Source organism: Hymenobacter ruber (genome assembly GCF_054783255.1).
In genome coordinates this window covers 85,771-107,786 of sequence record NZ_BAAGQX010000002.1, presented here as the reverse complement: position 1 = coordinate 107,786, position 22,016 = coordinate 85,771, and the positions used below count along the sequence as shown (strand labels likewise).

Here is a 22,016-nt window from a genome sequence, read left to right as displayed (position 1 = left end):
CGATTATTCGGAAAGCCACACGAAGAAGGCCGTCATATGCAAAAGACCGTCATGCAGAATGCTCCGCATGACGGTCCATTTTTCGTTTCAACAACTGCTTCAGCCCAGCTACAGAATCGGCCGCGACCTTCGCCGCATCGGTTTCATCCTAAGCCCTTCTCCCGTGAAAAACCTGCTGCTGGCCGCGCCCTTTGCCCTGACCTTTTTCGGCCCCGCCGCCCCCGCCCAAACGGTGCCTTACCATCTGCTCAACACCATTGCCATTGGCGGCGAGGGCGGCTGGGACTACCTGAAAGCAGATCCCGCCGGCGAGCGCCTCTACGTGTCGCACGGCACGCGGGTGGAAGTGGTCGATTTGAAGACCCGCAAGGTCATCGGCACCATCATGGATACGCCTGGTGTGCACGGTATTGAAATGGTACCGGGCACCAATCGCGGCTACATCACCTGCGGGCGCAACAATACCTGCGTTGTGTTCGATGTGAAAACCCTGAAACCCATCGGCGCGCCCATTCCCACCGGCCCCAAGCCCGACGCGCTGCTGTATGACGCCTTCTCGCAACGGGTGTTCATCTTCAGCAACGATGGCGGCAAAAGCACCGTGCTCGATGCCAAAACCGGGGCCGTAGTGGGCACTGCCGAGCTGGGCGGCGACGTGGAGGAAGGCGTGAGCGACGGCCACGGCACCATCTTCGTCAACCTCGAAAACAAGAGCGAAATCGTGGCCTTCGATGCCAGGACGCTGGCCGTGCGCCACCGCTTCCCGCTGGCTCCCGGCGAAGAACCCACCGGCCTGACCTACGACCCCAAAACCAACCGCCTCTTCAGCGCCTGCGCCAACGAAAAGCTGGTGGTGACCGACAGCAAAACCGGCAAGCAAATCGCCGTGCTGCCCACTGGCAAAGGCACCGACGGCGCGGCTTTCGACCCCGCCACGCGCAACATCATCACCTCCAACGGCTCGGGCACCTTCACGGTCATTCACGAAGACGCGCCCAATAAATTCTCGGTGGTAGCCAATGTGCCCACCGCCCGGGGTGCCCGCACCATGAGCCTCGACCCGAAAACCGGCCACCTCTTCACCGTCACGGCCGATTACGGCCCCACGCCGGTTCCCACCACCGACAACCCGCGCCCCCGACCCAGCATTGTGCCCGGCACGTTCCGGGTGCTGGAATTTGGGCGGTAGAGGTCGGGTAAGCGAGCAAGCAGTACGGCGGCGCTTTTGCTGTTCGCTCCGTAGTTCACCATTCACCAATTCCAACAATACGGCTGCATGTTCACCACGCTCTGGCCGCGCCTGCGCCACGCCCTGCGAGTTCATAAAATGCTGCTGCTGGCCCTGCTGGCCGGCCTGGTGCTGCCTTGGGTAGTGTTCGTGAACGTGGCCGAGGACATCTGGGAGTCCGGTGGCTTCATCGGCGACAAACAGATTCTGGAGTTTCTGCACGCCCATGCTACGCCGGGGCTCGATAAGCTGGCGCTGGCCCTCACCGCCGCCGGCGACCCGTTGCCGATGGGCATTTTGGCGGTGCTTCTCACGCTGGCGTTGGCCGTGTGGGGCACTCGCCGGCAGGCCTGGTTTTTCGGGCTGTCGGTGGGCGGGGCCATGGCCCTGAATGTGCTCGTGAAAGTGCTGTTTGCCCGGCCCCGGCCCGCCCTGTGGCTTAGTTTGAAGCCGGCCTTCTACTACAGTTTCCCGAGCGGGCACGCCATGGGCGCGGCGGCCGTAGCCACGGCCCTGGGCTTCCTGCTGTGGCGGCACCGCGGCCACTGGCTGGCCTGGGTATTGGGGCCGCTGTTTGCCCTGGCCGTGGGCTGGAGCCGCATGTACCTGGGCGTGCATTACCCCTCCGACGTGTTGGCCGGCTGGACGGGCTCGGTGGGCTGGGTGGCGGGGCTGCACGTACTGTTTTCGCCCGAATTTCACGAGTTGCGACGGTTCTGGCGCGAGGCGCTGCACCGGCGGCTGCCCACCGTGGTATCGCCGCCGCTGGAAGCGCGAAGCACCCCGGCCTAGCCCCCGCGTTGTTATTTGCCGCCGTTTAAGCCCGGCCTCGTCATGCTTTCGCCTCCGCGTTCCGTTTTCAGCTCCACGCCGCCGTCCGGGGCATTGCGGTTGGTTTTGCTATTTTCAGTCGGGATTTTTGGGTGGCTGGTCTGGGCAGTGGTGCGCTCCGGCGGCTTGCCCTGGGATGTTCCCATCCTCGAATTCTGGCATCACCACGCCATGCCGGCGCTCGATAAAGCAGCCGTTTTCCTCACCATCGTGGGTAACACCTGGCCGATGGTGGGCCTCGGGGCGCTGGTGTGGCTGGCGCTGCTGCTACGGCGGCAGTGGCGGGCGGCGTGGGTGTGGTTTGCGGCGGTGGGCGGGTCGATGCTGCTCACGCAGGTTATCAAGCCCTTGGTGGCGCGGCCGCGGCCGGCGCTTTGGGCCAGCATCCGGCCCGAGCACACGCTCAGTTTCCCCAGCGGGCATGCCATGGACACGGCGGCCATTGCCACGGCGCTGGTGCTGCTGTGCTGGGGCGGCCGGGCGCGCGGCTGGGCATGGCTGATGCCGCTGTTTTCGCTGGCCGTGGGCTGGGCGCGCATGTACCTGGGCGTACACAACCCCTCGGATGTGCTGGCGGGCTGGGCGGCGGCCGTGGCGTGGGTGGTGCTGGTGCACCTGGTGGCGCGGCGCATTTACCGCACCTAATCTATTTGCTGAAAGTCTGGTGCTTACGCCTGCTGCGGCGCATCTGCCTCGTACCACACGCACGGCATACCTTCCACCAGAAACTCCGGCCCCTCGCGCAAGCCGATTTTGGTCAGAATGCGGCGCGACGCTACGTTGTGCGCATCGGCGTAAGCGCAGATGCGGGACAGGTGCAGCACCTCAAATCCATAATCCAGCCAGGCCCGGGCGGCCTCGAAGCCGTAGCCCTGGCCCCAGAAGCGCGGCAGAAACCGGTAGCCCAGGTCGTAGAAATCGCGCTGACCGTTGATGGGCCCAGCTACCAGCTTCAGCCCGGCCCAGCCCATAAACTCGCCGGTTTCGCGCAGCACCACGGCCCAGCGCCCGATGCCGTTGGCTGTGTACTGTTCCTGAATGTAGCGAATCATGGCCAGGCTTTGGGCCGGCTCGCTCACCATGTGCCCGCCAATGCCGCCCAGGTAGCGGTGCACGGCCGGGTCGGAATCGAGCGCGAATATGCCGGCCGTGTCGGCATCGGTGAGGGGGCGAAAATGCAGGCGGGCGCTATCGAAAGGCAGCATAGGAGTAGGGGAGGAGCGGCGAAGGTACTGCGGCCGCATCAGCCGCTGATGCGGGCCGGTGGTTGCGGCTTCGCACCCGCTGATAACTGTCTGGGAGCGGAGCGGTTTCATCCCCAGTGCCGCAGTGGTTGCTAAACCAGTGGCCCGGCTGCGTACCTTTATTCCTTCAAAGTAAATGATAAGCTGGTAAGCTACGGCTTCGCTTATCAGCCCGTCAGGCGCATTTCGCCGGTAGCCACAGCCGGCGCAATTGCTGACAGGGTGCGTGTTGTTTAAATGTTCTGGTCTTCCCTCAGCGCTGTTTTTTCGTGATAGGACTTAGTATTTCAGCACCATGTTGCCCAAACCGACAGCATCCCCCTACGCGGCCGTTTTCATCGATTTTGAGAACGTCTATTACTTCCTGAAAAACCACTTTCACGACCCGCCCGACCTCAACGACATCTGCCTGGACATTGTGCGCACCCTGCGCGAGCAGCTCAGCGACAAGGGCCTCGATAGCCTCATCAGCTACGCTTACGCCGACTTTGAGCGCCTGGCCACCGCGCCCCAGGGCGCCCTCTACCTCATGGGCGTGAGCACCCGCAACGTGCTGGGCACCGACCACAAAAACGCCGCCGACATGCAGCTTTGCATCGACGCGCTGGAGGTGATGTACACCCGGCCCGACATCGGCACCTTTGTGCTTGTGGCCGGCGACCGCGACTACATTCCCGTGCTGCAGCACCTGCGCCGGCAGGCCCGGCAGGTGCTGGTGGCGGGCTTCCGCGAGTCCGTGTCCGGCGATTTGCTCCAGAATATCGGCTCCGCGCAGTTCATCGACGCCCGCGATTTGCTGTCGATTGAGCGCGTGGAGCAGCTCGAAAAACGCCGAGCCGACCGCCAGCGCTCCATTGAGGAAAGCCGCCGCCTGCGTGAGCAGGGCCTGGCCGGCGTGCCCTCGGCCGCCGCGCTGGCCGCCCGCGCCGATAGTGGGGGCGACGCCGCGGTGCCCTTGCCTAAAGTAGTGCCCGTACCGTCGGCCAGCGCCCCGCGGCCCATCGTGCCGGCAGCTCCCCGGCCGTTTGTGTCGCGCGACGACGTGCCCGAATTTGCCCCCGTCCGCCGCCTGACCACCGATATGGAGCGACGCACCCTGGCCTTCATGCTGGCCGAATTTCAGAAGCTCGAAGCCAAGCAGCAGCGCCGCGTGACGGAGCTGTGGCTGGGCCCGTTCATGCGCCTGCTCACTGACGAGCTGCCCGAACTGCCCGACTACGAGCGCCGCGACCAGCTCAACAAGCTGCGCGATGCCGGCACCATCCGCATCGAGAAGCGCGAGGGCGAACCGCACCCGTTTTCCGTCATCGTGGTCAACTACAGCCACCCCGACGTGCAGGAACTCCACCCCGGCACCGAAAACTAGCCGCCCCGCCGGTTATCTTTGGCCGCCGAACGGCGCGCCGGCCTCTGGCTGACGCGCGCCTGGGCCGTTCCCGTTCCTTTTTCATCCCTTATTTTTTCGTTTCATGAGCTTTATCTCCGAAGCAGAATCCAGCATTCGCCTGTTGTTCGACGTCAACAACGCAGGCTTTCACGTTGACCCGGGCAAGGGCCTGAACCACCTCGAAAATTGGATTCAGCACCTGCGCAGCATCGACCAGCCCGCCACTCGCCTCATGGTGACCGAGCTCGAATCCCTGCGCAACCACATCAGCGGCAACAACGCCGCCGGCATGGCCCAGGCCTTTCAGAACCTCGGCGAGATGACGGCCAAAGCCGCCCTCACCACCCACAACTTCAGCGGCGAAGGCGACAAAGCCCGCGAGCTCAGCCAGAAGCTGATTGCGGCCGCCGGCAACCTGCGCCACATTGCCGCCTCGCAAGTGGTGCAGCACTAAGCTGCGGCTTAGCTAAGTAGTGTCTGGGTTGCTGGTTTGATGAGCGCAACCCAAAACCAAGAACGTCATGCTGAGCGCAGTCGAAGCATCCCTACCGCAATAGTAATTATTTACTCCTGCGGTAGGGATGCTTCGACTGCGCTCAGCATGACGTTCTTTCGTTAACCGTTAACCGTTAACCGTTAACCGTTAACCGTTAACCGTTAACCGTTAATCAATACCCCAGCGCCGTATCGTCGCCGCGCGGGTCGGCACCGCCTTCCAGGGTGCCATCGGGCAGGATGTGGATGATGTCGAGCCGGCCCCAGGGCAGGTGTGGGTTGACGTGATAGCCGCGGGCGCGCAGTGTGTCCTGCGCTACGGGCAGCAGCGCCCCGGCTTCAACCTCAATCTGGTCGGGCAGCCACTGGTGGTGCAGGCGCGGCGCCGTCACCACCTGCTGGGCGTTCAGGCCGTAGTCCACGATGCCCAGAATGCTTTGCAATACGCTGGTAATGATGGTGCTGCCGCCGGGGGTACCGGTCACCAGCGCCACTTTGCCGTTGCGCGTGAGGATGGTAGGCGTCATGCTGCTGAGCATGCGCTTGCCCGGGGCGATGGCGTTGGCGGTGCCGCCCACCAGGCCGTAAGAGTTGGGCACGCCGGCCTTGGCCGAGAAGTCGTCCATCTCATTATTCAGCAAAAAGCCCGCGCCGGGCACCACCACTTTGCTGCCGTAGGCCCCATTGAGGGTGGTGGTGCAGCTCACGGCATTGCCGAGGGCATCCACGATGCTGTAATGGGTGGTTTCGTCGCTCTCGTAGCCGGGCAGGTTGGCGCCGGCCGCCACGGCGCTGCTGGCCGTGGCCCTGCCCTTGGGACGCATGGAAGCCGCCCGCTGGCGGTTGTAGTCCACATCGAGCAGCTTTTGCACGGGCACGAAGCCGAAATCCGGGTCGCCGAGGTAGGTGGCGCGGTCGGCGTACACGCGCCGCTCGGCCTCGGTGATGTAATGCACGGCCAGGGGCGTGTGGTAGCCGGCCTGGGCCAGGTCCATGGGCTCCAGCATTTGCAGCATTTGCAACAGGGCCACGCCGCCCGAGCTGGGCGGCGGCATGGTAATTACATCGTAATCACGGTAGTGGCCGCGCAGGGGCTCACGCCACTTGGCTTTGTAGGCGTCGAGGTCGGCCTGGCTCACGAGGCCGCCGCCGCGCTTCATCTCGCTGAGCAGCAGGCGGGCGGTCTCGCCCTTGTAGAAGCCGGCGCGGCCCTGGTCGCGCACGCGGGTGAGGGTGCGGGCCAGCTCGGGCAGGCGCAGGGTGTCGCCGGGCTGCCAGTCGCCGCCACCGGGGCGCACGTAGGCCGGCGGGTTGCCGGGATTATACTTCTGAAAATCGGCACGGGTGCGGTTGAGGCCAGCGGCCTCCTTGGCCGTGAGCGGGAAGCCCCGGGTGGCGAGCGCCACGGCCGGCTGCACCAGCGTGGCCCACGAAAGCTTGCCCAATTGCTTGTGCAGGGTTACCATGCCGGCCACGGTGCCGGGCGTGCCCACGGCCAGCGGGCCGGCGGTGCTCAGGTCGGGCACCACGTTGCCCTGCTTGTCGAGGTACATATCCCGCGAAGCCCCGGCTGGGGCCGTTTCGCGGAAATCGAGGGAGCCGGCCGAGCCGTTGCGGTCGCGGTAGAGCAGGAAGCCACCGCCGCCAATGTTGCCGGCCACGGGCAGGGCCACGGCCAGGGCAAACTGCACGGCCACAGCCGCATCGTAGGCATTGCCGCCGCGCTGGAGAATCAGGGTGCCGATTTTGGACGCTTCAGGGTGGGCCGATACCACCATGGCGTAGCGGGCCAGCTTGGGCGCAGCGGCCTTGGGCGGCGGCGTGCCCAGCGACCCTTCAAAAGCCCGCGAGGTGGACGTGACCGGCCGCTCGGCCGAGCAGGCCAGCAGCAGCGCCAGCGGAATGGTCAGTAGACGGTATTTCATCATTGGGCAAAATAACGCCATGTTTCAGCGGATTGCTATTGCGGGGCCGAAATTGCCGGCCAGTCCGTATAAATTGCCGCCGAGCACCCGCCGCCGCCAAGCCGGCAGTGGCGGCGCGTTACATTTGGCCCAAACCTTCCCGCATCATGGCTGCATCGAAACCCACTGCCTCCGCCGCTCCCAAAGCCCGCCGCCCGGCTCCGCTCGCCCTCGTGAAAAACGACGCCTGGCTCGCGCCCTTCGAGCCGGTGCTGCGCCAGCGCCAGGCCCGCCTGCAGGCCCGCTTGGCCGAAATCGAGCAATACCACGGCTCGCTGCTGAACTATGCCACCGCCCACCAGCAGCTGGGCCTGAACCACGACGCCAAGCGTGGCGGCTGGGTGTACCGCGAGTGGGCACCCGGGGCCGACTACCTGTCGCTGGTTGGCGATTTCAACGGCTGGGACCGTGGCGCCAACCCACTGCAAAAGCTGGATTTCGGGGTGTGGGAGGTGTTTTTGCCCGATGCGGAATACGACCAACGCCTGCGCCACGGCAGCCGTTTCAAGGTGCACGTGGCGGCCAACGGCCAGGGCAAAGACCGCCTGCCCGCCACCCTGCGCCGCGCCGTGCAGGACGAGCAGACCAAGGACTTCGCCGGCCAAATCTGGCGGCCCGAAACCGAATTCCGCTGGACCGACCAGAAGTTCAAGCTTGCCACCGCCGTTAAGGAGCCACTCATCTACGAGGCCCACGTGGGCATGGCCACCGAGGAAAGCCGCGTGGGCACCTACCGCGAATTCGCCGAAAATATCCTGCCCCGCATCGAGGCTGACGGCTATAATACTGTGCAACTCATGGCCATCATGGAGCACCCGTACTACGGCTCCTTCGGCTATCACGTGGCCAATTTGTTTGCCGCCAGTTCCCGCTTCGGCACGCCCGAGGATTTGAAGTTTCTCATCGACGAAGCCCACCGGCGCGGCATTGCCGTGCTGCTCGACATCGTGCACTCCCACGCCGTGAAAAATGAGGCCGAGGGCCTGGCCGATTTCGACGGCTCCGGCAACCTCTACTTCCACAAAGGCGAGCGCGGCAACCACCCCGGCTGGGACAGCAAGCTCTTCGACTACGGCCGCCCCGAGGTGCAGCAGTTCCTACTCTCCAACCTGCGCTACTGGCTCGAAGAATTCCACTTCGACGGCTTTCGTTTCGATGGCGTGACCAGCATGCTCTACCACCACCACGGCGAGGGCGTGGCCTTCATGGGCTACGATAACTACTTCGGCGAGGCCGCCGATGAGGACGCTATTCTGTACCTGCAGTTGGCTACCACGCTGGCCCATGAGTTCAAAAAAGGCAGCATCCTGGTGGCCGAGGACATGAGCGGCCTGCCCGGCCTGTGCCGGCCCATCAAGGAAGGCGGCGTGGGTTTCGATTACCGCCTGGCCATGGGCATTCCTGATTACTGGATTAAGCTCCTCAAGCACACCCCCGACGAAAACTGGCCCCTCGGCGACCTCTGGCACACCCTCACCAACCGTCGCGCCGGCGAGAAAACTATTGCCTACGCCGAAAGCCACGACCAGGCCCTGGTGGGCGACAAAACCCTGCTGCACTGGCTGATTGACGCCGGCATCTACACCCACATGCACGTCATGGACGGCGACCCCGGCGCGGCCCGCGGCGTGGCCCTGCACAAGCTCATCCGCCTGGTCACGCTGGCCACCGGCGGCGAGGGCTACCTCACCTTCATCGGCAACGAATTCGGCCACCCCGAGTGGGTCGATTTCCCCCGCGAGGGCAACAACTGGAGCTACCATTTCGCCCGCCGCCAGTGGAGTCTGGGCGACAACCCCGAGCTGAAATACCACCAGCTCGGCGAGTTCGACAAAGCCATGATTCACCTGGCCAAAGCTCGCCACCTGCTGGGCGCTGGCCCGGCCGTTTTATTGAAGCACGACGAGGAAAACAAGGTGCTGGTATTCGAGCGCGCCGGACTGGTATTCGTGGTGAATTTCCACGTCGAAAAAAGCCTTGTTGACTACCGTTTCTGGGTGACGGAAGAGGGCAAATACCGCGTGGTGCTCTCGTCGGATAATAGCCGTTTCGGCGGCTTCGACCGGCCCGATGAGGGCTACGAGTACGAGACGTATGAGCACCAACTCAGCCTGTATGTGCCGAGCCGGGTGGCGCTGGTACTGGCTCGTAAGTAGCGTTGAGCGCCCCCTCTTGAATAAGCTTGTAGGTCGGCAAGCTATTTTACTGCCAAGATTTTATTAACCCCCTTCAAACCTGGCGCAGTGACTTTTAACTTCACGCTTCCTGCTTTTTGGTCGGCCCGTAGAATGGCCATGGCAAAGCCGTTGTAAAACGCTTTTTTGTTGCCAGCAAATAAGTCGTCGCTCGTGTGATTGCCATTGTCTACTGCAATCAGACGGGCGGCCCCGCTGACATCAAACGTGACTTCCCCGGGCGTGGTCACCACCTTATTGCCCTTGCTGTCAACGGCGTATACGCGCACATACTGGAGGTCCATGCCGTCGGCTTTCCAGGCGGCGTTTTCCGTTTCCAGCTGTAAGGCCACGGCTTTGCCGGTCGTCTCCAACTCGTGCCGGGCTACTTCTTTACCGCCCTTGCGGGCAATGGCGGTAAGCTTGCCGGGCGTGTAGGGCACGTCTTTCCAGAAGATGGTATTGCGCTTCGTGACGTCGGCCGAGTTCTGCTGCACCCCGATGGATTTGCCGTTCACCAGCAGTTCTACCTCGTCGGCATTGGTGTAGGTATAGAGGTTGTACGTTTTCCCTGCCTGCCGATTCCAGTGCGACGAAATCACCTTTTGGCCCACCATCACGTCGTTCCACAGCTTCGATTCGCCCTCGTTATCAACCACCCCGATGTGCACGACCGGCTCATCCTGGAAAATGCTTTTGGTCAGCCACGCCTGGGGGAAAGGCTCCAGCGACTGATTGAAGAAGGAATAATTCCAGCCTTTCTTGGGCCAGCCGTCCGACTCGCCCCAGTATTCAATGGCGCCCCAGTACGCCAAGCCCACCATTTTATCGCGGTCCATCCCAAAGAAAGGCGCGGCCAACTCGTTGGTTACCGCCTCACTCTGGTAGATAATCATGTTGGGTGCGTGCTTCAGATACTCTTGATAATCATTCCAGACGTAGTTGAAACTGGCAACATCGGTGATGGTGGCGAGTTCGGGCGGAACAATGTTCTCTTTCACCTTGAAATCCGGGTTGGCTTTGATAATCCCGCCCGCCCGGGCCGGGTACATGGCCACGGTGGTTTTGCGGGTCGGGTCGTAGCGTTTGGCCACCACGTCCATGATGCGGTAGGTGGTTTGGCCCCAATCCCCGGTGGCAAAGCCCCACCGTTCTTCCTGGAACTGCAGCTCATTGCCGAAGCTCCACATGATAACCGACGGATGGTTGCGGTCGCGCTTTATCCACTCCTTCATGCTGTTGAACCACAGCTCGGTCCAGGGCGCGCTGCCGGACCAAGCCACGGTGCTGCCCCATTTGTCATACAACTCATCAACTACCAGAATGCCCTTTTCATCGGCCAGGTCAAAAAACGACTCGGAATAAGGATTGTGCGAGGTGCGGATATGGTTGAAGCCGAAGGATTTGAGCCGGTCCATCATCCGGGCGATTGATGTTTTGTAAGCCGCCACGCCTACCGCCCCCAAGTCGTCGTGGTTGGCCACGCCTTTCAGAAAAACTTTCTTGCCATTCAGCTTCAAGCCGAATTCTTTGGAGAACTCAATGGTGCGAATGCCAAACCGTTTCGTGAGTTTGTCAACCACTTTCCCGTTCAAAACCAGGGCCACTTCGGCCGAGTAAAGGTTAGGCGTTTCGCACGACCACAGCTGCGGATTCGCAACAGTAACCTTTGGCAAGAGAACCTCAACGGTGGCCAGCTTCGCTTTTTGCGGCGCCATTGTTTTCGTTTCCGCGACTTGCTTCCCGTCGGGCGAAAACAGCTTCGTGTTGATTTCCAGTTCGTATTGCTTGTTCCGAATGCCCGCTACTTCCACCTGCACGCTGACTTCGGCCTGCTGCGCCGAAATGCTGGGCGTGGTGATAAAAATGCCGTGCCGGGCAATGGAGACGCTGTCTCGTACCACCAAATGCACATCCCGAAATAGCCCGCCGCCGGTGTACCAGCGGGAGTTGCCGTTTTCGCCCGTCGAGGACCGCACCGCCACTACGTTGTCGCCATCATATTTGATAATGTCGGCGATATCCGATTCAAAACCCAGGTAGCCGTAGTCCGTTTTCCCGATTTCCTTGCCGTTCAGCCAAACCTTCCCGTTGAGCATGATGCCCTCGAAATCGAGCAGAATACGTTTGCCTTTCCAGGTGGGGTCGGCTTTGAAGGTTTTGCGGTACCAGCCGATGCCCATGGCTTTGAAACCCCGGCCGCGGCTGGCGTCTTTATCCCAGGGCTGCTCAAACTGAAAATCGTGGGGCAAATCCAGTTTGCGCCAGTTGCTGTCGTCGAACGTCTGGTTTTGCGCGTTTGAAACGTCGCCCGCTTGGAATTTCCAACCAAAATTGAAAAGCTGGTTTATTCTAACATCCTGCTTATTGCTTTGGGCAAAAAGTGAGTTTGTGAAGCAAAGCGTGATTGTAATTAGAAAGAATACCGTCTTCAGTTTTTTCAACTTCGCTGCTCTGGGCATCCGCCACAGGCTTTCGAGGGATATAGGGGTGGGCATAGGAAGTGATGTGGGAATTGAGAAACCGGCGGAGTAATTGCCGCTAATCCGATTGAATACCGCAGTGAGAATGGTCAAAATTATCCATTGCCCTGCCCCAAGCTCCTATGCTCCCTTGACCAAAGTCTGTCCAAAACAATGGACAGTACAATCCATTGACATGCAATAGATTGTGTTAATAAAAATCCTTCGTGTGAACTCAGTGGTAACTATGCCTGGCCAATCAGCCAGGTATAAAATGCCCCGGATGTGATGCGAACAGGGCCAAACTGCCGGATGCGTATAGCACTCAGCCATCGTATCGTTTCTATAGCCTTTTAGAAACGATACAAGGGACTTCCTTCGGGAGTAGTCAGTTCGCAGCGTTTGATGTAGCCATTCCCTTCAAATTCCAGGAATACCCCCTTTATTTTGCCCAGCGATTTTTTATAGCTGCCTGTAAATAGCAATTTGTTATTCACGAACAATGAAACGTGCTTGTTCTTATTGACCAATTTCACCGTGTTCCATTGGTCAGGATTAATCACAAATTGAGAGAGGTTTATTTGATTGCCCCGAAAATTCTGCTCGCTCACCACATTCAATATCCGGTAGCTACAGCCGGGGTTCACGAGCTTAAAACGCAGGATATTATTGAAGCCTGTTATCTGGAACTGGCTGCTGCGGCAATAAATTCTAGTGCCCTGGCTCTCGTTTTTAAAGGTGGCTTCAAATACGAAATTGTCTGTGTTTGTCTCGATAGGGGTGAAGTTGCAAAGCCGGGTGAAGAACTGGCTGGTGGTGTCTAGTCCTATCTTGTGCAGTTCGCGGTTAGCAATGTGGAACATGCTGTCCGGCCCGGTCCTCACGGCCGGAAAGGCGTAGTAATGGCTGGGCAAATCCTGCGGACGATTGAAGCCTAAGCCCAGCCACCCATTGGAGCGGACAAATACCTTGGTGGTGGAAACGGTGTCTTGCCGAGTCCGCAACTTCACCGTAAATACGCCGGGATACAAGTAGTTATGCGCCGTGTTTTCCTGGCCCGGCATCACGTAAACCATCGAGGATTTGTCGCCAAAATCAACGAACAGGCTGTCTTTGCGGGGAGGAGCTTGTAGGCTGAAAAAGGCAGTTGCCGGCAGCGTCCCTTCGGTATCGGTCAGACGAATTCGGCCCGCAGACTGGCTGCCAGGCCAGATGAGTTTTGACGTTAGCAGTCCCAGAATAACCAGGATAGTAGCCGTCAGAAGTAGCCCGGCTTTGTGGTCTTTTAAGCTCCAGGTTTTGTGGGCCGTGCTAGGCTCTGGGGCAGTAACCGGAGCCGGTTCAACAGCCGGAACAAACGCCTGAACTCGGGACGTATCGGCAGGCGAGTTATGGTTGATTTCCTGCGCAGAGTAGCCGCCAAATTTATCCAGTGCTTCAATCGTAGCCTGTTGCGGCGAGTAGTCGTCGTCTACTGAAATCTTTCCGAAAATACGTTTAAGCGTATTGGGGCTGATGTTGACTTTCGTGTCACGCAGGATTTCACGACTCAGGTCAACAAAATCACTATGCTTCCAGCTACTGGCCGCCCCGCGTCCGAAGACGCGTTCACAGGAGCTGATAATAGCGTTGAGTTTACCTTTCTTATCCATCAAACAAGGATACACACTCCGTAAATGCTGGTTTTACCTGTTTCGCCGAGCGGATTGGTTGGCCCGTAAAACGTAGCAGCGCCATTTCGCCGGCTACTTAAGCAGTTCTAACACCACGGCGGTTTTGGCGGGTAGCGCGAGGCTTGCAATGCTGCTCAGGCTCTCGCCCGTCAGCACATTGCGGGCTTTCGTGAAGCCATTCATGCGCTCCACGAAGCGGGCGGTGGGCAGCGTGGCCGGCTTGTCGGAAGTGTTCGACGCCACCATCACCGTGCCGCTGGCATCGTAGCGGAAGTACACATAGAGGCCGTTTTCGGGCAGGTACTGCATCAGCTTGCCGTCGTGCAACACTTTGTGGTCGCGGCGGTAGGTGGCTAGTTTCTTCACGAAGTCAAAGGCTTCGTTTTCGCGGGTGGAGCGGCCGGCGGCGGTAAATTTGTCTTCCTTGTCGCCAGGCCAGCCGCCGGGGAAATCGCGGCGCACCTCGGCATCGGTGGGGTCTTTGAAATTCTTCATCAGGATTTCGGTGCCGTAGTACATGCTCGGGATGCCGCGGGTGGTGAGCAGCCAGGTCAGGCCCATTTTATACTTGTCGAGGTCGTCGCCAATGACGGACAGGTACCGGTCGTGGTCGTGGTTGTCGAGGAAGGTGACCAGTTTGGTGGGGTCCTGGTACACCGCGTCCTGGGCCAGGGTTTGGTAGAAGCGCTGCACGCCACCATCGTAGCTCACGGGCTGCTTCAGGGCATCGAGCATGGCGCTTTCGAGGACGAAATCAAGCGTGCCCGGCTGGTTCGACTTGAACGGGAAATTGATGTTGCTTTTTGTGTAATAAGACTGGTCCACCACGTTGTTCACCGACGACTCGCCGAAGATGTGAATCCGCGGGTACTCAGCCAGCAGCGCCGCGTTGCAGCGGTTCATAAACGGCTGGTCGTTATACATGTACGTGTCGATGCGCCAGGCATCAATGCCGAAATTCTCCACGCTCCAGATGGCGTTTTCAATCAGGTAATTCGCCACGTAGGGGTTGCTCTGGTTGAGGTCGGGCAGGAAGGGCACGAACCAGCCATCGAGCGTGACTTTACGGTCGGAAGGCGCACCGTGCGGGTCCGTGATGGACTGGTAGCGGTAGGTGGTGTTGGTGTAGGTAGGCCACTGGTGCAGCCAGCTTTTCATCGGCAAATCCTGCAAAATCCAGTGCGTGTTGCCCACGTGGTTGTACACGGCGTCCTGCACCACTTTGAGGCCGGCGGCGTGGGCCTGCTGCACGTAGCTTTTGTAGGCCGCGTTGCCGCCCAGGCGGCGGTCCACGTTGTATTGGTCGGTGAAGCCGTAGCCGTGGTAGGAGGCGCGCATGGTGCCGCCCTCGTTGGTGAGCGGCTGGTTGTTTTCCAGCACCGGCGTGAACCACACGGCCGTCACGCCCAGGTCTTTGAGGTAGCCGATGCGCTGGGCCGCGCCCTGCAAATCGCCGCCGTGGCGGAAGAAAGGGTTGGCGCGGTCCATGTTCGGGTCGCGCAGGTCGGCGAATTTGTCGTTGGCCGGGTCGCCGTTGGCAAACCGGTCGGGCATGGCCAGGTAGATGAAGTCGGCGGCGGTCACGCCCTGACCCTTTGGTGACTTGTCGCGGGCGCGGATTTCCCAGGTCTGCGTCACCGTCTGGCTGCCTTTTTTGCCGATAATCTGCACCTTGCCGGGCTTGGCGGTGGGAGCAATAGTCAGGTCAAGAAAGGCATAGTTGGGATTTTCAACCGTATTGGTTTTCACCAGTTTCACGCCGGGGTAATTGATGCTGTAAGCCAGCGTGCCCGCGCCAGGGCCGTGAATGAGCACCTGCACGCTGGGGTTCTTCATGCCCACCCACCAGTTGGTGGGGTTCACGCGGTCGATGCTGGCGGTTTGAGCATTGGAAAGGGTTGGGAGCAGCAGGGCCAGGAGGGGCAGCAGGAAGCGCTTTTGCATGACGAAAACGGGTGGGAAACTGACGAGAGGAAGTTCTGAACAATATTGATTTTTGGACCGTCATGCAGAGCGCAGCGAAGCATCTTTACCGCGCAACGCAATTCAATCAACTGGTTTACTCCTCCGATAAAGATGCTGCGCTCTGCATGACGTTCTAGTTGACAAAGGGAAAAGCTACGGGCGCTTGCGGCCCTGGCCCAGCATCTCCACCGTCTCGGCCAAACGTCGGGCGCGCGTTTCGGGGCGCTTGGCGCCTTCCAGCCAGCGCACGAACTCGCGCTGGTGGGTGTAGGCCAGCTTGTCAAAATAGGCAGCGGCTTTGGGATTGGCGGCCAGCTGCTCGGCGAGGTCGGCGGGGGCTTCCATTTTGCGCACCGCCGTGTCGTGGCGCATGGTTACGCGCACCGTGTCGCCGATGGTTTTGTCGATGGCCTTACGGATTTGCTTGAGGATGAGCAGGGCGTGGTGGCCGTCGCCGAGGGGCACGGCACTGCCCTGGTAGGGGTAGCCGTCGAAGGTGACGTGTACCGGCAGCTGGCCGCGCTTGCCATACACTTCCGGCACCGAAAACGGTATCACGACGAACACGCCCGCGTCGCCATAGCCCGCTTCTAAAACTGCTTCAAATTCGTGTTCAGGCTGCATACGGAGCGGATTTTTTGGATTGAAAAAGGCTTGTTTCAACAAAGTAAGCCATTCCCCGATGAAGCCACCGGCCGCTTAGGCCAGGGCTACTTCGCCCAATGCGTGCTGCACGGCGGCCTCGTCGCCGGCCGCTACCACGCGCACTTTGCCGGCGGCGTCTTCGTACAAGGCCAGCAGGCGGCGGCGCAGGGCTTCATCGGGCACCAGGATGAGGCGGGCGCGGCGCATGGCCATGCGTTCCATTTCCAGTTGGTAGCCGTGTTCGGCGGGGTTGGGCAGGTCGGTAGCCAGGCCGGCGAGGTAGAGCACCAGCGGCCGGCCCGAGCTGGCGCGGATTTCAAGCGCCGCCAGCCACGCCGGCCAGTTGGGCGCATAAATTACCCCAAAATCGGCGGCGCGGCCCCGCACCAGCTGCGCCGCCTGCCGGGCGTACTGAATCATGCGAAAATTCAGGCCGTCGAGCCGGGGCTTGAGGACGGTGGGCACGGCGGGTTCGGCCGGGATAGGAGCGGGGGCTGCCACTGCCGGTACTTCCGCCTCAGCAGCGGGTATGTTGGGCACGAGGTCGTCTTCGGGAGCCGAAATATCGGCGGCTTCCCCTGCCCCAACTTCTTCCGTGGTTTCCTGAAAAACGGCGGGGTGCTGTACGGCGGGCAGCTCCGGGTCGGGGTCGAAATTCAGGTCGCCGGCCTGTGGGTTCTGCCGGGGCTTGATAGTGGGAACTGAAATGGCAGCGATGGCAGAAGCAGTGCCGTTCAGCTGCCTGAAACCGGGTACTGCCGCCGTTTGCGGCGCACTTGCACTTTTTGCTACTGCCAGCGGCTGGGGCGGGGCCGGGGGCGGGGGCGGGAAAAAACCACCCGAACCCGCCCCCAGATACGGTGCGGCCGGTGCCTGCCACTGGCCGGCCAGGGCGGGCGCATGAATGCCCGTAGGCCACTGGCTGCGGCTGGGAGTTGCGGGCAGCGTAGGGAGCGGAGTAGCTGAAGGCGCCGTCGGAGTTGCCGAGGCGGGGGACGCGGCCGGTACTGGCGCTTCAAGCTCAGCCAGCCCGATAATGCGCGATTGCAACGCCGGTGCGGCCACTCTCATTCCCGAAACCAACGCAGGCAAAACTTGTAGGCCCGGCCCATCCACTGCCGAATCTAAGGTGTCCGCCGCACCAGCAGCAACTTCTGTAGCGGCCGAAACCGCCACGGCATTAGCCGCAACGGGAGTTTCTGAAGCAGCAACAGAGGCATCTGTCGCCGGCGCTTTTGGCGTTTCTGGTGCGTTAGCAGTGCCATGCTCACTTCTGCCCCCACCTGCCGGCAGGTGCGGATAAACCGCCAGCACCGGCTGCTGTGCGGCCAGTTGGTACACCAGCGGCAGGGTGGGGGGCAAGGCCGCCCCGCCGAGCACGGCCACGGTGGGGTCGGCATCGTCCCAGGCCAGGAGCAAGACGGAAAATTCGGGCGGGGTTATGGGCACAGCGGGGTAGGAAATTCAATCAGCCAACGCCTGGGGATGAAGCTCGGCCGTGAATCAACTCCCAATGCTACGGCAGCGGGGCCGCATTTGTCGAAAAAAACCGCCTGGCAGTCCCAGAAAAAAGTATCTTGCGAACTTCATTCGTCGCTCATCGGCCCGGCCAACGGGTGTTGTCCGCTGCGCTGCCCGGCCTTTGCCCTTTGCTTAGAAACTACTTATGAATTTCATTCAGGAAAATAACTACATGGTGAACGACCTGGCGGCCAAGAGCCACCAGGAACATTATCCCGGCGAAGTCATTCGCGTTGATGAATTAGATAACCACCGCTTCCTCTTCAATTGCCAGAATGGCGTGCGTCTGCTGCTGCACGTCCTCAGCGACAAAATCCTGCGCTTCCGCTACCTCACCGACGGGCCGCTGAACCCTGATTTCTCCTACGCCGTGCCCGCCGATGCCTCAGCCCGCATGGCCCCGGCGCTGGTGGAGTTCCGCGAAAAGCCCGACCACTACCGCCTCACCACGGCCCGCCTCATCTGCATTATTCAGAAGGAAAACCTGAAAGTGCGCGTGCTCGACCGCTCCGGTACCATCCTGAGCGACGACGAAAAAGGCTTCCACTGGGAGTACGACTACGACACCGGCAACGACATCGTGAAGATGAGCAAGCAGGTGCCCGCCGGCGTGCACTACTACGGCCTCGGCGACAAGCCCGACAACATGAACCTGCGCGGCAAGCGCTTCACCAACTGGGGCTCCGATACCTACGGCTACGTGAAGGGCTCCGACCCGCTGTATAAGAACATCCCGTTCTACCACGTGCTGCACCAGAAAATTGCCCACGGCATTTTCTTCGATAACACCTTTAAGGCCAGCTTCGACTTCGCGGCCGAGCGCGCCGACGTGACCAGCTTCTGGGCCCAGGGCGGCGAGCTGAACTACTACTTCATCTACGGCCCCACGCTGATGGAGGTGACCCAGGAATACACCCTGCTCACCTGCCCGCCCGAGCTGCCGCCGCTCTGGACGCTGGGCTACCACCAGTGCAAATGGAGCTACTTCCCGGAGGCCAACGTGAAGGAAATCACGAGCGGCCTGCGCGACCGCAAGATTCCCTGCGACGCGCTCTACCTCGACATCGACTACATGGAGGGCTACCGCTGCTTCACGTGGAGCAAGGCGCACTTCCCCGAGCCCAAGCGCATGGTGCAGGAGTTGGCCGAAGATGGCTTCAAAACCATCGTCATCATCGACCCCGGCATCAAGATTGACCCCGAGTATTCGGTGTACAAGGAGGGCGTGGCCAACGACTACTTCTGCCGCCGCGCCGATGGCCCGCTGATGAAGGGCTCGGTGTGGCCCGGCCTCTGCAACTTCCCCGATTTCACCGCGCCGCGGGTGCGCGAGTGGTGGGCGGGGCTGTTTCAGGAATTGATTCAGGACATCGGCGTGAAGGGCGTGTGGAACGACATGAACGAGCCGGCGGTGTTCGAGAAGGGCACCTTCCCGCCTGATGTGCGCTTCGAGTACGACGGGCACTGGGCCTCACACCAGAAGGCCCACAACATCTACGGCATGCAGATGGCCCGCGCCACCAACGACGGCGTGAAAAAGTTCAGCTACCCCAACCGGCCCTTCACCATCACGCGCAGCACCTACAGCGGCGGCCAGCGCTACTCCTCGGGCTGGACCGGCGACAACATCGCCAGCTGGGAGCACCTCTGGCTGGCCAACATCCAGTGCCAGCGCCTGAGCATCTCGGGCTTCAGCTTCATCGGCTCCGACATCGGCGGCTTCGTGGATACGCCCACCGGCGAGCTTTATGCGCGCTGGATTGCGCTGGGGGCCTTCCACCCGTTCTTCCGCACCCACAGCTCCGGCGACCACGGCGACCAGGAGCCCTGGAGCTTCGGCGACACCGTGACCGACCTGGCCCGCCACTTCATCGAGCTGCGCTACCGCCTGCTGCCCTACATGTACACCGCCTTCTGGCAGTACGCCACCAAGGGCACGCCCATGCTGCGCCCGCTCACCTTCCTCGACCAGAACGACACCGAAACCTACCTGCGCATGGCCGAATTCGGCCTCGGCGACCACCTGCTGGTGTGCCCCATCACCCAGCCCGGCGCCGACGGCCGCTGGATGTACCTGCCCCGCGGCGACTGGTTCTACTACTGGACCGACACGCCCCAGGCCGGCGGCAGCGAAGTCTGGGCGGCGGCCGACCTCACCCGCATTCCGCTCTTCATCAAGGCCGGCGCGGTGGTGCCCATGCAGCCGGTGATGCAGTACGTGGGCGAAACCCCCGTCACCGAGCTCACCCTGCACGTGTACTACAAAAACGGCACCGCCGAGAGCGTCCTCTACGACGACGGCGGCGAGGGCTACGCCTACCTCGAAGGCCACAAAACCGTGCGCCGCTTCACCGTCACCGGCTCCGCCACCGACCTCGTGCTCACCCAGGCCATCGAAGGCGACTACGCGCCCAGCTACGCCACCTACCGCGTGGTGCTGCACGGCGTGGCCGGCGCCATCGAAGTAACCGCCGACGGCCAAGCTGCTAAAGTGACCGATGCCACGCTGGAAACGGGCCTCACCCTGCCCAGCCTCGTGGTGCCCGTCAGCTTCGGCGAGGTGCGCGTGAACGTGGTGCCGAGTGGAGCGGGGAAGGGGGATGTTGCTCCGGCTTCATAAACAATGGCGCGTAACACAGGTCCGCGCTAATTCTAGTTCTGCCCAATCAGATGTATACAATCAGCTATAATAAAATTGCCATTGAGTTTGCCGCTCTGAATTTGCTGGTGCTTGTTTTTCTCTCCCAAGCCTCGTTTTCATTTCAAGCACTATGCTTTCTTACGGCAAGTATTAATGTCTTGGTATGGGTGGTATTTAATTATAAAAAAGCGGACCTATAAAATTCAGGTCAATCATAATTCGCTGGTGCTATACACTTTCAGCTTCGCAAAAAGATGGCAGGAACACCATGTATCCTATTCTGAATTGGAAGCCACTTACCTGAAAGAACTTGTCGGTAAAGGAATTCGCCAAAAGAAAATACGTCTTTATGAACGTGGGGAGTTATGCACCATTTTAGCCCCCAGCTTTACTGGATGGCAGCACCATACTTTGGATGACCTCATAGCAGACTTGGAAGAAAAGAAAGTGGCTGTGCAAATTGAAGAGGAATAAACCACAACAGGGCACCCCACGGGGTGCCCTGTTTCGTTCCCGCCCATCCGACCGCTCCGCCTGGGGCGGCCCCGGGGCGGCGGGCGGGGCGGGCGTGTCCGTCGCCACGTAGGCCGCGGGCGGGCGAGGCGTTGGCTATTGAAGGAAGGTTCTGGTCAGGGGCAGTATATTCCGCCATTCATCCTTTCTCCCGTTATGAAAAGTGTATCCGCTTGCCTGCTTGGCGTGGCGCTGCTGAGTCTCTGCTGGACCGCTCAGGCGCAAACCACCCCCGCCACCCAACCCAAAAACCCGCCGGTAAAACCGCTGCCCCGCCCCAAAGGCGCAGCCGCCCCGAAGGGCAAGGCCTATGGCGCGCCGTTCATCAAAGACACCGCCGCCTTCCGGCGCTCCGGCCGCCCGGCCGATGGCCCCAACCGTGTCCGGCCCAAATAAGCCCCATCACCAGACGCCGGCCCCGCCTCGTGGTGCCCGTCGGCTTCGGCGAGGTGCGCGTGAACGTGGTGCCGCCAGTGGTGGGAAAGGGAAGGTTGCGCCAGCTACTTCGGCCGCTTAGGTTTCTTGAGGTATTATCTGGGAAAGACATTCACTGCGTTGCTTAAGCCATCAGGGCTAATCAGCCATTAAGCAAACCCATTTAAAATTCCATAAACGATGAAAGAAGCCGCAACGCTCCTGCAAAATCAGCCCACATACATCATTAAGATGCGGGCCAAGCCGGGCTTTGGCGACCGGCTACTGGAGTTAGCCACTATCGGAATGCATAAGTCCGGGGCATCCGACCGGTTCATTATGCTACGGGAAGACGATGACCCCGACGTGGTGTGGAATATTGAGGTCTTCAGCTCTGAAGAAGCCAAGGCAAGCTATGAAAACAGCCCCCTTGCCGACGAACTGCGGGAAGAGATTTTAGACCTCCTGGCCGAGATGCCCCTACGCATTTCCGCCCATCCGTATGCCGCCGCTCCTTGAATGTTACGTAACCAATTGTAAGGTCCCAGCAGCAACCGTCCCTCCAAAACCACAACAGAGCACCCCACGGGGTGCCCTGTTTCGTTTCCGTCCACCCGGCCGCTGCGTCTGAGGCGGCCCCGGGGTGGTCACCACGTAGTGGGCGTATTTGCGGGCGTCGGTGGTGGCGTATAAGTCCTTGCTGAGGGCGCAGAGTTCGATGGGTTCCTCGTAAAAGGCATTGCCGGCCCGTATGCGCATGTCGGCGGCGCGTCCCCGGGCAGTTGCGGCGTCCTGCTGGTCGCCCAGCCGCGCCGGAAACTTAGCCTTGGAGGAGGCCAGTGCATCCCGCATGGCGGTT

At 60.9% G+C, this 22,016-nt stretch carries 18 protein-coding genes; 10 read left to right on the top strand and 8 right to left on the bottom strand.

Annotated elements, in window-relative coordinates; all coding sequences use genetic code 11:
- Positions 1 to 163 precede the first annotated feature (163 nt).
- The 3 genes from ACYVM5_RS01145 (at position 164) to ACYVM5_RS01135 (ending at position 2,704) form a co-directional block, all read left to right on the top strand.
- Positions 164 to 1,189: a YncE family protein gene (locus ACYVM5_RS01145; RefSeq protein ID WP_460616345.1), complete on the top strand. Its 1,026-nt coding sequence runs from the start codon at positions 164 to 166 to the stop codon at positions 1,187 to 1,189.
- A gap of 87 nt (positions 1,190 to 1,276) precedes the next feature.
- Entirely contained in the window at positions 1,277 to 2,020 is a 744-nt protein-coding gene (locus tag ACYVM5_RS01140) for a phosphatase PAP2 family protein (protein WP_460616344.1), read from the top strand.
- A gap of 42 nt (positions 2,021 to 2,062) precedes the next feature.
- Complete coding sequence (locus ACYVM5_RS01135; protein ID WP_460616343.1) at positions 2,063 to 2,704, top strand: phosphatase PAP2 family protein; 642 nt, start codon at positions 2,063 to 2,065, stop codon at positions 2,702 to 2,704.
- A gap of 23 nt (positions 2,705 to 2,727) precedes the next feature.
- Here the strand turns inward: ACYVM5_RS01135 and ACYVM5_RS01130 are convergent, their stop codons facing one another.
- Positions 2,728 to 3,264, bottom strand: coding sequence for a GNAT family N-acetyltransferase (locus ACYVM5_RS01130; protein ID WP_460616342.1), 537 nt, complete (start codon positions 3,262 to 3,264; stop codon positions 2,728 to 2,730).
- 334 nt (positions 3,265 to 3,598) lie between these two features.
- Here ACYVM5_RS01130 and ACYVM5_RS01125 point away from each other — a divergent pair, with 334 nt between their 5' ends.
- Entirely contained in the window at positions 3,599 to 4,669 is a 1,071-nt protein-coding gene (locus ACYVM5_RS01125; RefSeq protein ID WP_460616341.1) for an NYN domain-containing protein, read from the top strand.
- Between the two features lie 103 nt (positions 4,670 to 4,772).
- A complete protein-coding gene (locus ACYVM5_RS01120) occupies positions 4,773 to 5,144 on the top strand; it encodes a hypothetical protein (protein WP_460616340.1) in 372 nt (123 codons plus the stop codon).
- Between the two features lie 214 nt (positions 5,145 to 5,358).
- Here the strand turns inward: ACYVM5_RS01120 and ggt are convergent, their stop codons facing one another.
- Positions 5,359 to 7,110 (bottom strand): gamma-glutamyltransferase, encoded by a 1,752-nt coding sequence (gene ggt / locus ACYVM5_RS01115; protein ID WP_460616339.1) that lies wholly within the window; start codon positions 7,108 to 7,110, stop codon positions 5,359 to 5,361.
- Between the two features lie 146 nt (positions 7,111 to 7,256).
- Between ggt and ACYVM5_RS01110 the strand changes: the two genes are divergently transcribed.
- The gene (locus ACYVM5_RS01110) at positions 7,257 to 9,305 is read left to right on the top strand and encodes a 1,4-alpha-glucan-branching protein (protein WP_460616338.1); all 2,049 of its coding nucleotides are present in this window, start codon (positions 7,257 to 7,259) and stop codon (positions 9,303 to 9,305) included.
- A gap of 41 nt (positions 9,306 to 9,346) precedes the next feature.
- Here the strand turns inward: ACYVM5_RS01110 and ACYVM5_RS01105 are convergent, their stop codons facing one another.
- The 5 genes from ACYVM5_RS01105 to ACYVM5_RS01085 all read right to left on the bottom strand — a co-directional run bounded on the left by ACYVM5_RS01105 (position 9,347) and on the right by ACYVM5_RS01085 (position 17,517).
- On the bottom strand, positions 9,347 to 11,785 hold the full coding sequence (locus ACYVM5_RS01105; RefSeq protein ID WP_460617429.1) for a glycoside hydrolase family 2 TIM barrel-domain containing protein: 2,439 nt from the start codon (positions 11,783 to 11,785) through the stop codon (positions 9,347 to 9,349).
- Between the two features lie 353 nt (positions 11,786 to 12,138).
- Positions 12,139 to 13,437 carry a hypothetical protein gene (locus ACYVM5_RS01100; RefSeq protein WP_460616337.1) on the bottom strand — a complete coding sequence of 433 codons (1,299 nt, stop codon included), beginning with the start codon at positions 13,435 to 13,437 and terminating at the stop codon, positions 12,139 to 12,141.
- A gap of 93 nt (positions 13,438 to 13,530) precedes the next feature.
- A complete protein-coding gene (locus tag ACYVM5_RS01095) occupies positions 13,531 to 15,402 on the bottom strand; it encodes a glycoside hydrolase family 13 protein (RefSeq protein WP_460616336.1) in 1,872 nt (623 codons plus the stop codon).
- A gap of 174 nt (positions 15,403 to 15,576) precedes the next feature.
- The gene (locus ACYVM5_RS01090; RefSeq protein ID WP_460616335.1) at positions 15,577 to 16,047 is read right to left on the bottom strand and encodes a YdeI/OmpD-associated family protein; all 471 of its coding nucleotides are present in this window, start codon (positions 16,045 to 16,047) and stop codon (positions 15,577 to 15,579) included.
- Between the two features lie 75 nt (positions 16,048 to 16,122).
- Positions 16,123 to 17,517 (bottom strand): glycosyltransferase family 4 protein, encoded by a 1,395-nt coding sequence (locus ACYVM5_RS01085; protein ID WP_460616334.1) that lies wholly within the window; start codon positions 17,515 to 17,517, stop codon positions 16,123 to 16,125.
- A gap of 217 nt (positions 17,518 to 17,734) precedes the next feature.
- On the opposite strand from ACYVM5_RS01085, the gene ACYVM5_RS01080 reads away from it, so the two are divergent.
- The 4 genes from ACYVM5_RS01080 to ACYVM5_RS01065 all read left to right on the top strand — a co-directional run bounded on the left by ACYVM5_RS01080 (position 17,735) and on the right by ACYVM5_RS01065 (position 21,676).
- Positions 17,735 to 20,209 carry a glycoside hydrolase family 31 protein gene (locus ACYVM5_RS01080; RefSeq protein WP_460616333.1) on the top strand — a complete coding sequence of 825 codons (2,475 nt, stop codon included), beginning with the start codon at positions 17,735 to 17,737 and terminating at the stop codon, positions 20,207 to 20,209.
- A 111-nt stretch (positions 20,210 to 20,320) separates the two neighbouring features.
- Entirely contained in the window at positions 20,321 to 20,704 is a 384-nt protein-coding gene (locus ACYVM5_RS01075; protein ID WP_460616332.1) for a hypothetical protein, read from the top strand.
- 195 nt (positions 20,705 to 20,899) lie between these two features.
- Positions 20,900 to 21,139 (top strand): hypothetical protein, encoded by a 240-nt coding sequence (locus ACYVM5_RS01070; RefSeq protein WP_460616331.1) that lies wholly within the window; start codon positions 20,900 to 20,902, stop codon positions 21,137 to 21,139.
- 219 nt (positions 21,140 to 21,358) lie between these two features.
- Positions 21,359 to 21,676, top strand: a complete 318-nt coding sequence (locus tag ACYVM5_RS01065; protein WP_460616330.1) for a putative quinol monooxygenase — start codon at positions 21,359 to 21,361, stop codon at positions 21,674 to 21,676.
- A gap of 3 nt (positions 21,677 to 21,679) precedes the next feature.
- Here the strand turns inward: ACYVM5_RS01065 and ACYVM5_RS01060 are convergent, their stop codons facing one another.
- A complete protein-coding gene (locus ACYVM5_RS01060) occupies positions 21,680 to 22,009 on the bottom strand; it encodes a hypothetical protein (protein WP_460616329.1) in 330 nt (109 codons plus the stop codon).
- Between the last annotated feature and the right edge of the window lie 7 nt (positions 22,010 to 22,016).

Coding starts and splice junctions, on each gene's coding strand:
- ACYVM5_RS01140 (WP_460616344.1), top strand. CDS start 1,277: ATGTTCACCACGCTCTGGCCGCGCCTGCGCCACGCCCTGCGAGTTCAT.
- ACYVM5_RS01135 (WP_460616343.1), top strand. CDS start 2,063: ATGCTTTCGCCTCCGCGTTCCGTTTTCAGCTCCACGCCGCCGTCCGGG.
- ACYVM5_RS01130 (WP_460616342.1), bottom strand. CDS start 3,264: ATGCTGCCTTTCGATAGCGCCCGCCTGCATTTTCGCCCCCTCACCGAT.
- ACYVM5_RS01125 (WP_460616341.1), top strand. CDS start 3,599: ATGTTGCCCAAACCGACAGCATCCCCCTACGCGGCCGTTTTCATCGAT.
- ACYVM5_RS01120 (WP_460616340.1), top strand. CDS start 4,773: ATGAGCTTTATCTCCGAAGCAGAATCCAGCATTCGCCTGTTGTTCGAC.
- ggt (WP_460616339.1), bottom strand. CDS start 7,110: ATGAAATACCGTCTACTGACCATTCCGCTGGCGCTGCTGCTGGCCTGC.
- ACYVM5_RS01110 (WP_460616338.1), top strand. CDS start 7,257: ATGGCTGCATCGAAACCCACTGCCTCCGCCGCTCCCAAAGCCCGCCGC.
- ACYVM5_RS01105 (WP_460617429.1), bottom strand. CDS start 11,785: ATGCCCAGAGCAGCGAAGTTGAAAAAACTGAAGACGGTATTCTTTCTA.
- ACYVM5_RS01100 (WP_460616337.1), bottom strand. CDS start 13,437: ATGGATAAGAAAGGTAAACTCAACGCTATTATCAGCTCCTGTGAACGC.
- ACYVM5_RS01095 (WP_460616336.1), bottom strand. CDS start 15,402: ATGCAAAAGCGCTTCCTGCTGCCCCTCCTGGCCCTGCTGCTCCCAACC.
- ACYVM5_RS01090 (WP_460616335.1), bottom strand. CDS start 16,047: ATGCAGCCTGAACACGAATTTGAAGCAGTTTTAGAAGCGGGCTATGGC.
- ACYVM5_RS01080 (WP_460616333.1), top strand. CDS start 17,735: ATGAATTTCATTCAGGAAAATAACTACATGGTGAACGACCTGGCGGCC.
- ACYVM5_RS01070 (WP_460616331.1), top strand. CDS start 20,900: ATGAAAAGTGTATCCGCTTGCCTGCTTGGCGTGGCGCTGCTGAGTCTC.
- ACYVM5_RS01065 (WP_460616330.1), top strand. CDS start 21,359: ATGAAAGAAGCCGCAACGCTCCTGCAAAATCAGCCCACATACATCATT.
- ACYVM5_RS01060 (WP_460616329.1), bottom strand. CDS start 22,009: ATGCGGGATGCACTGGCCTCCTCCAAGGCTAAGTTTCCGGCGCGGCTG.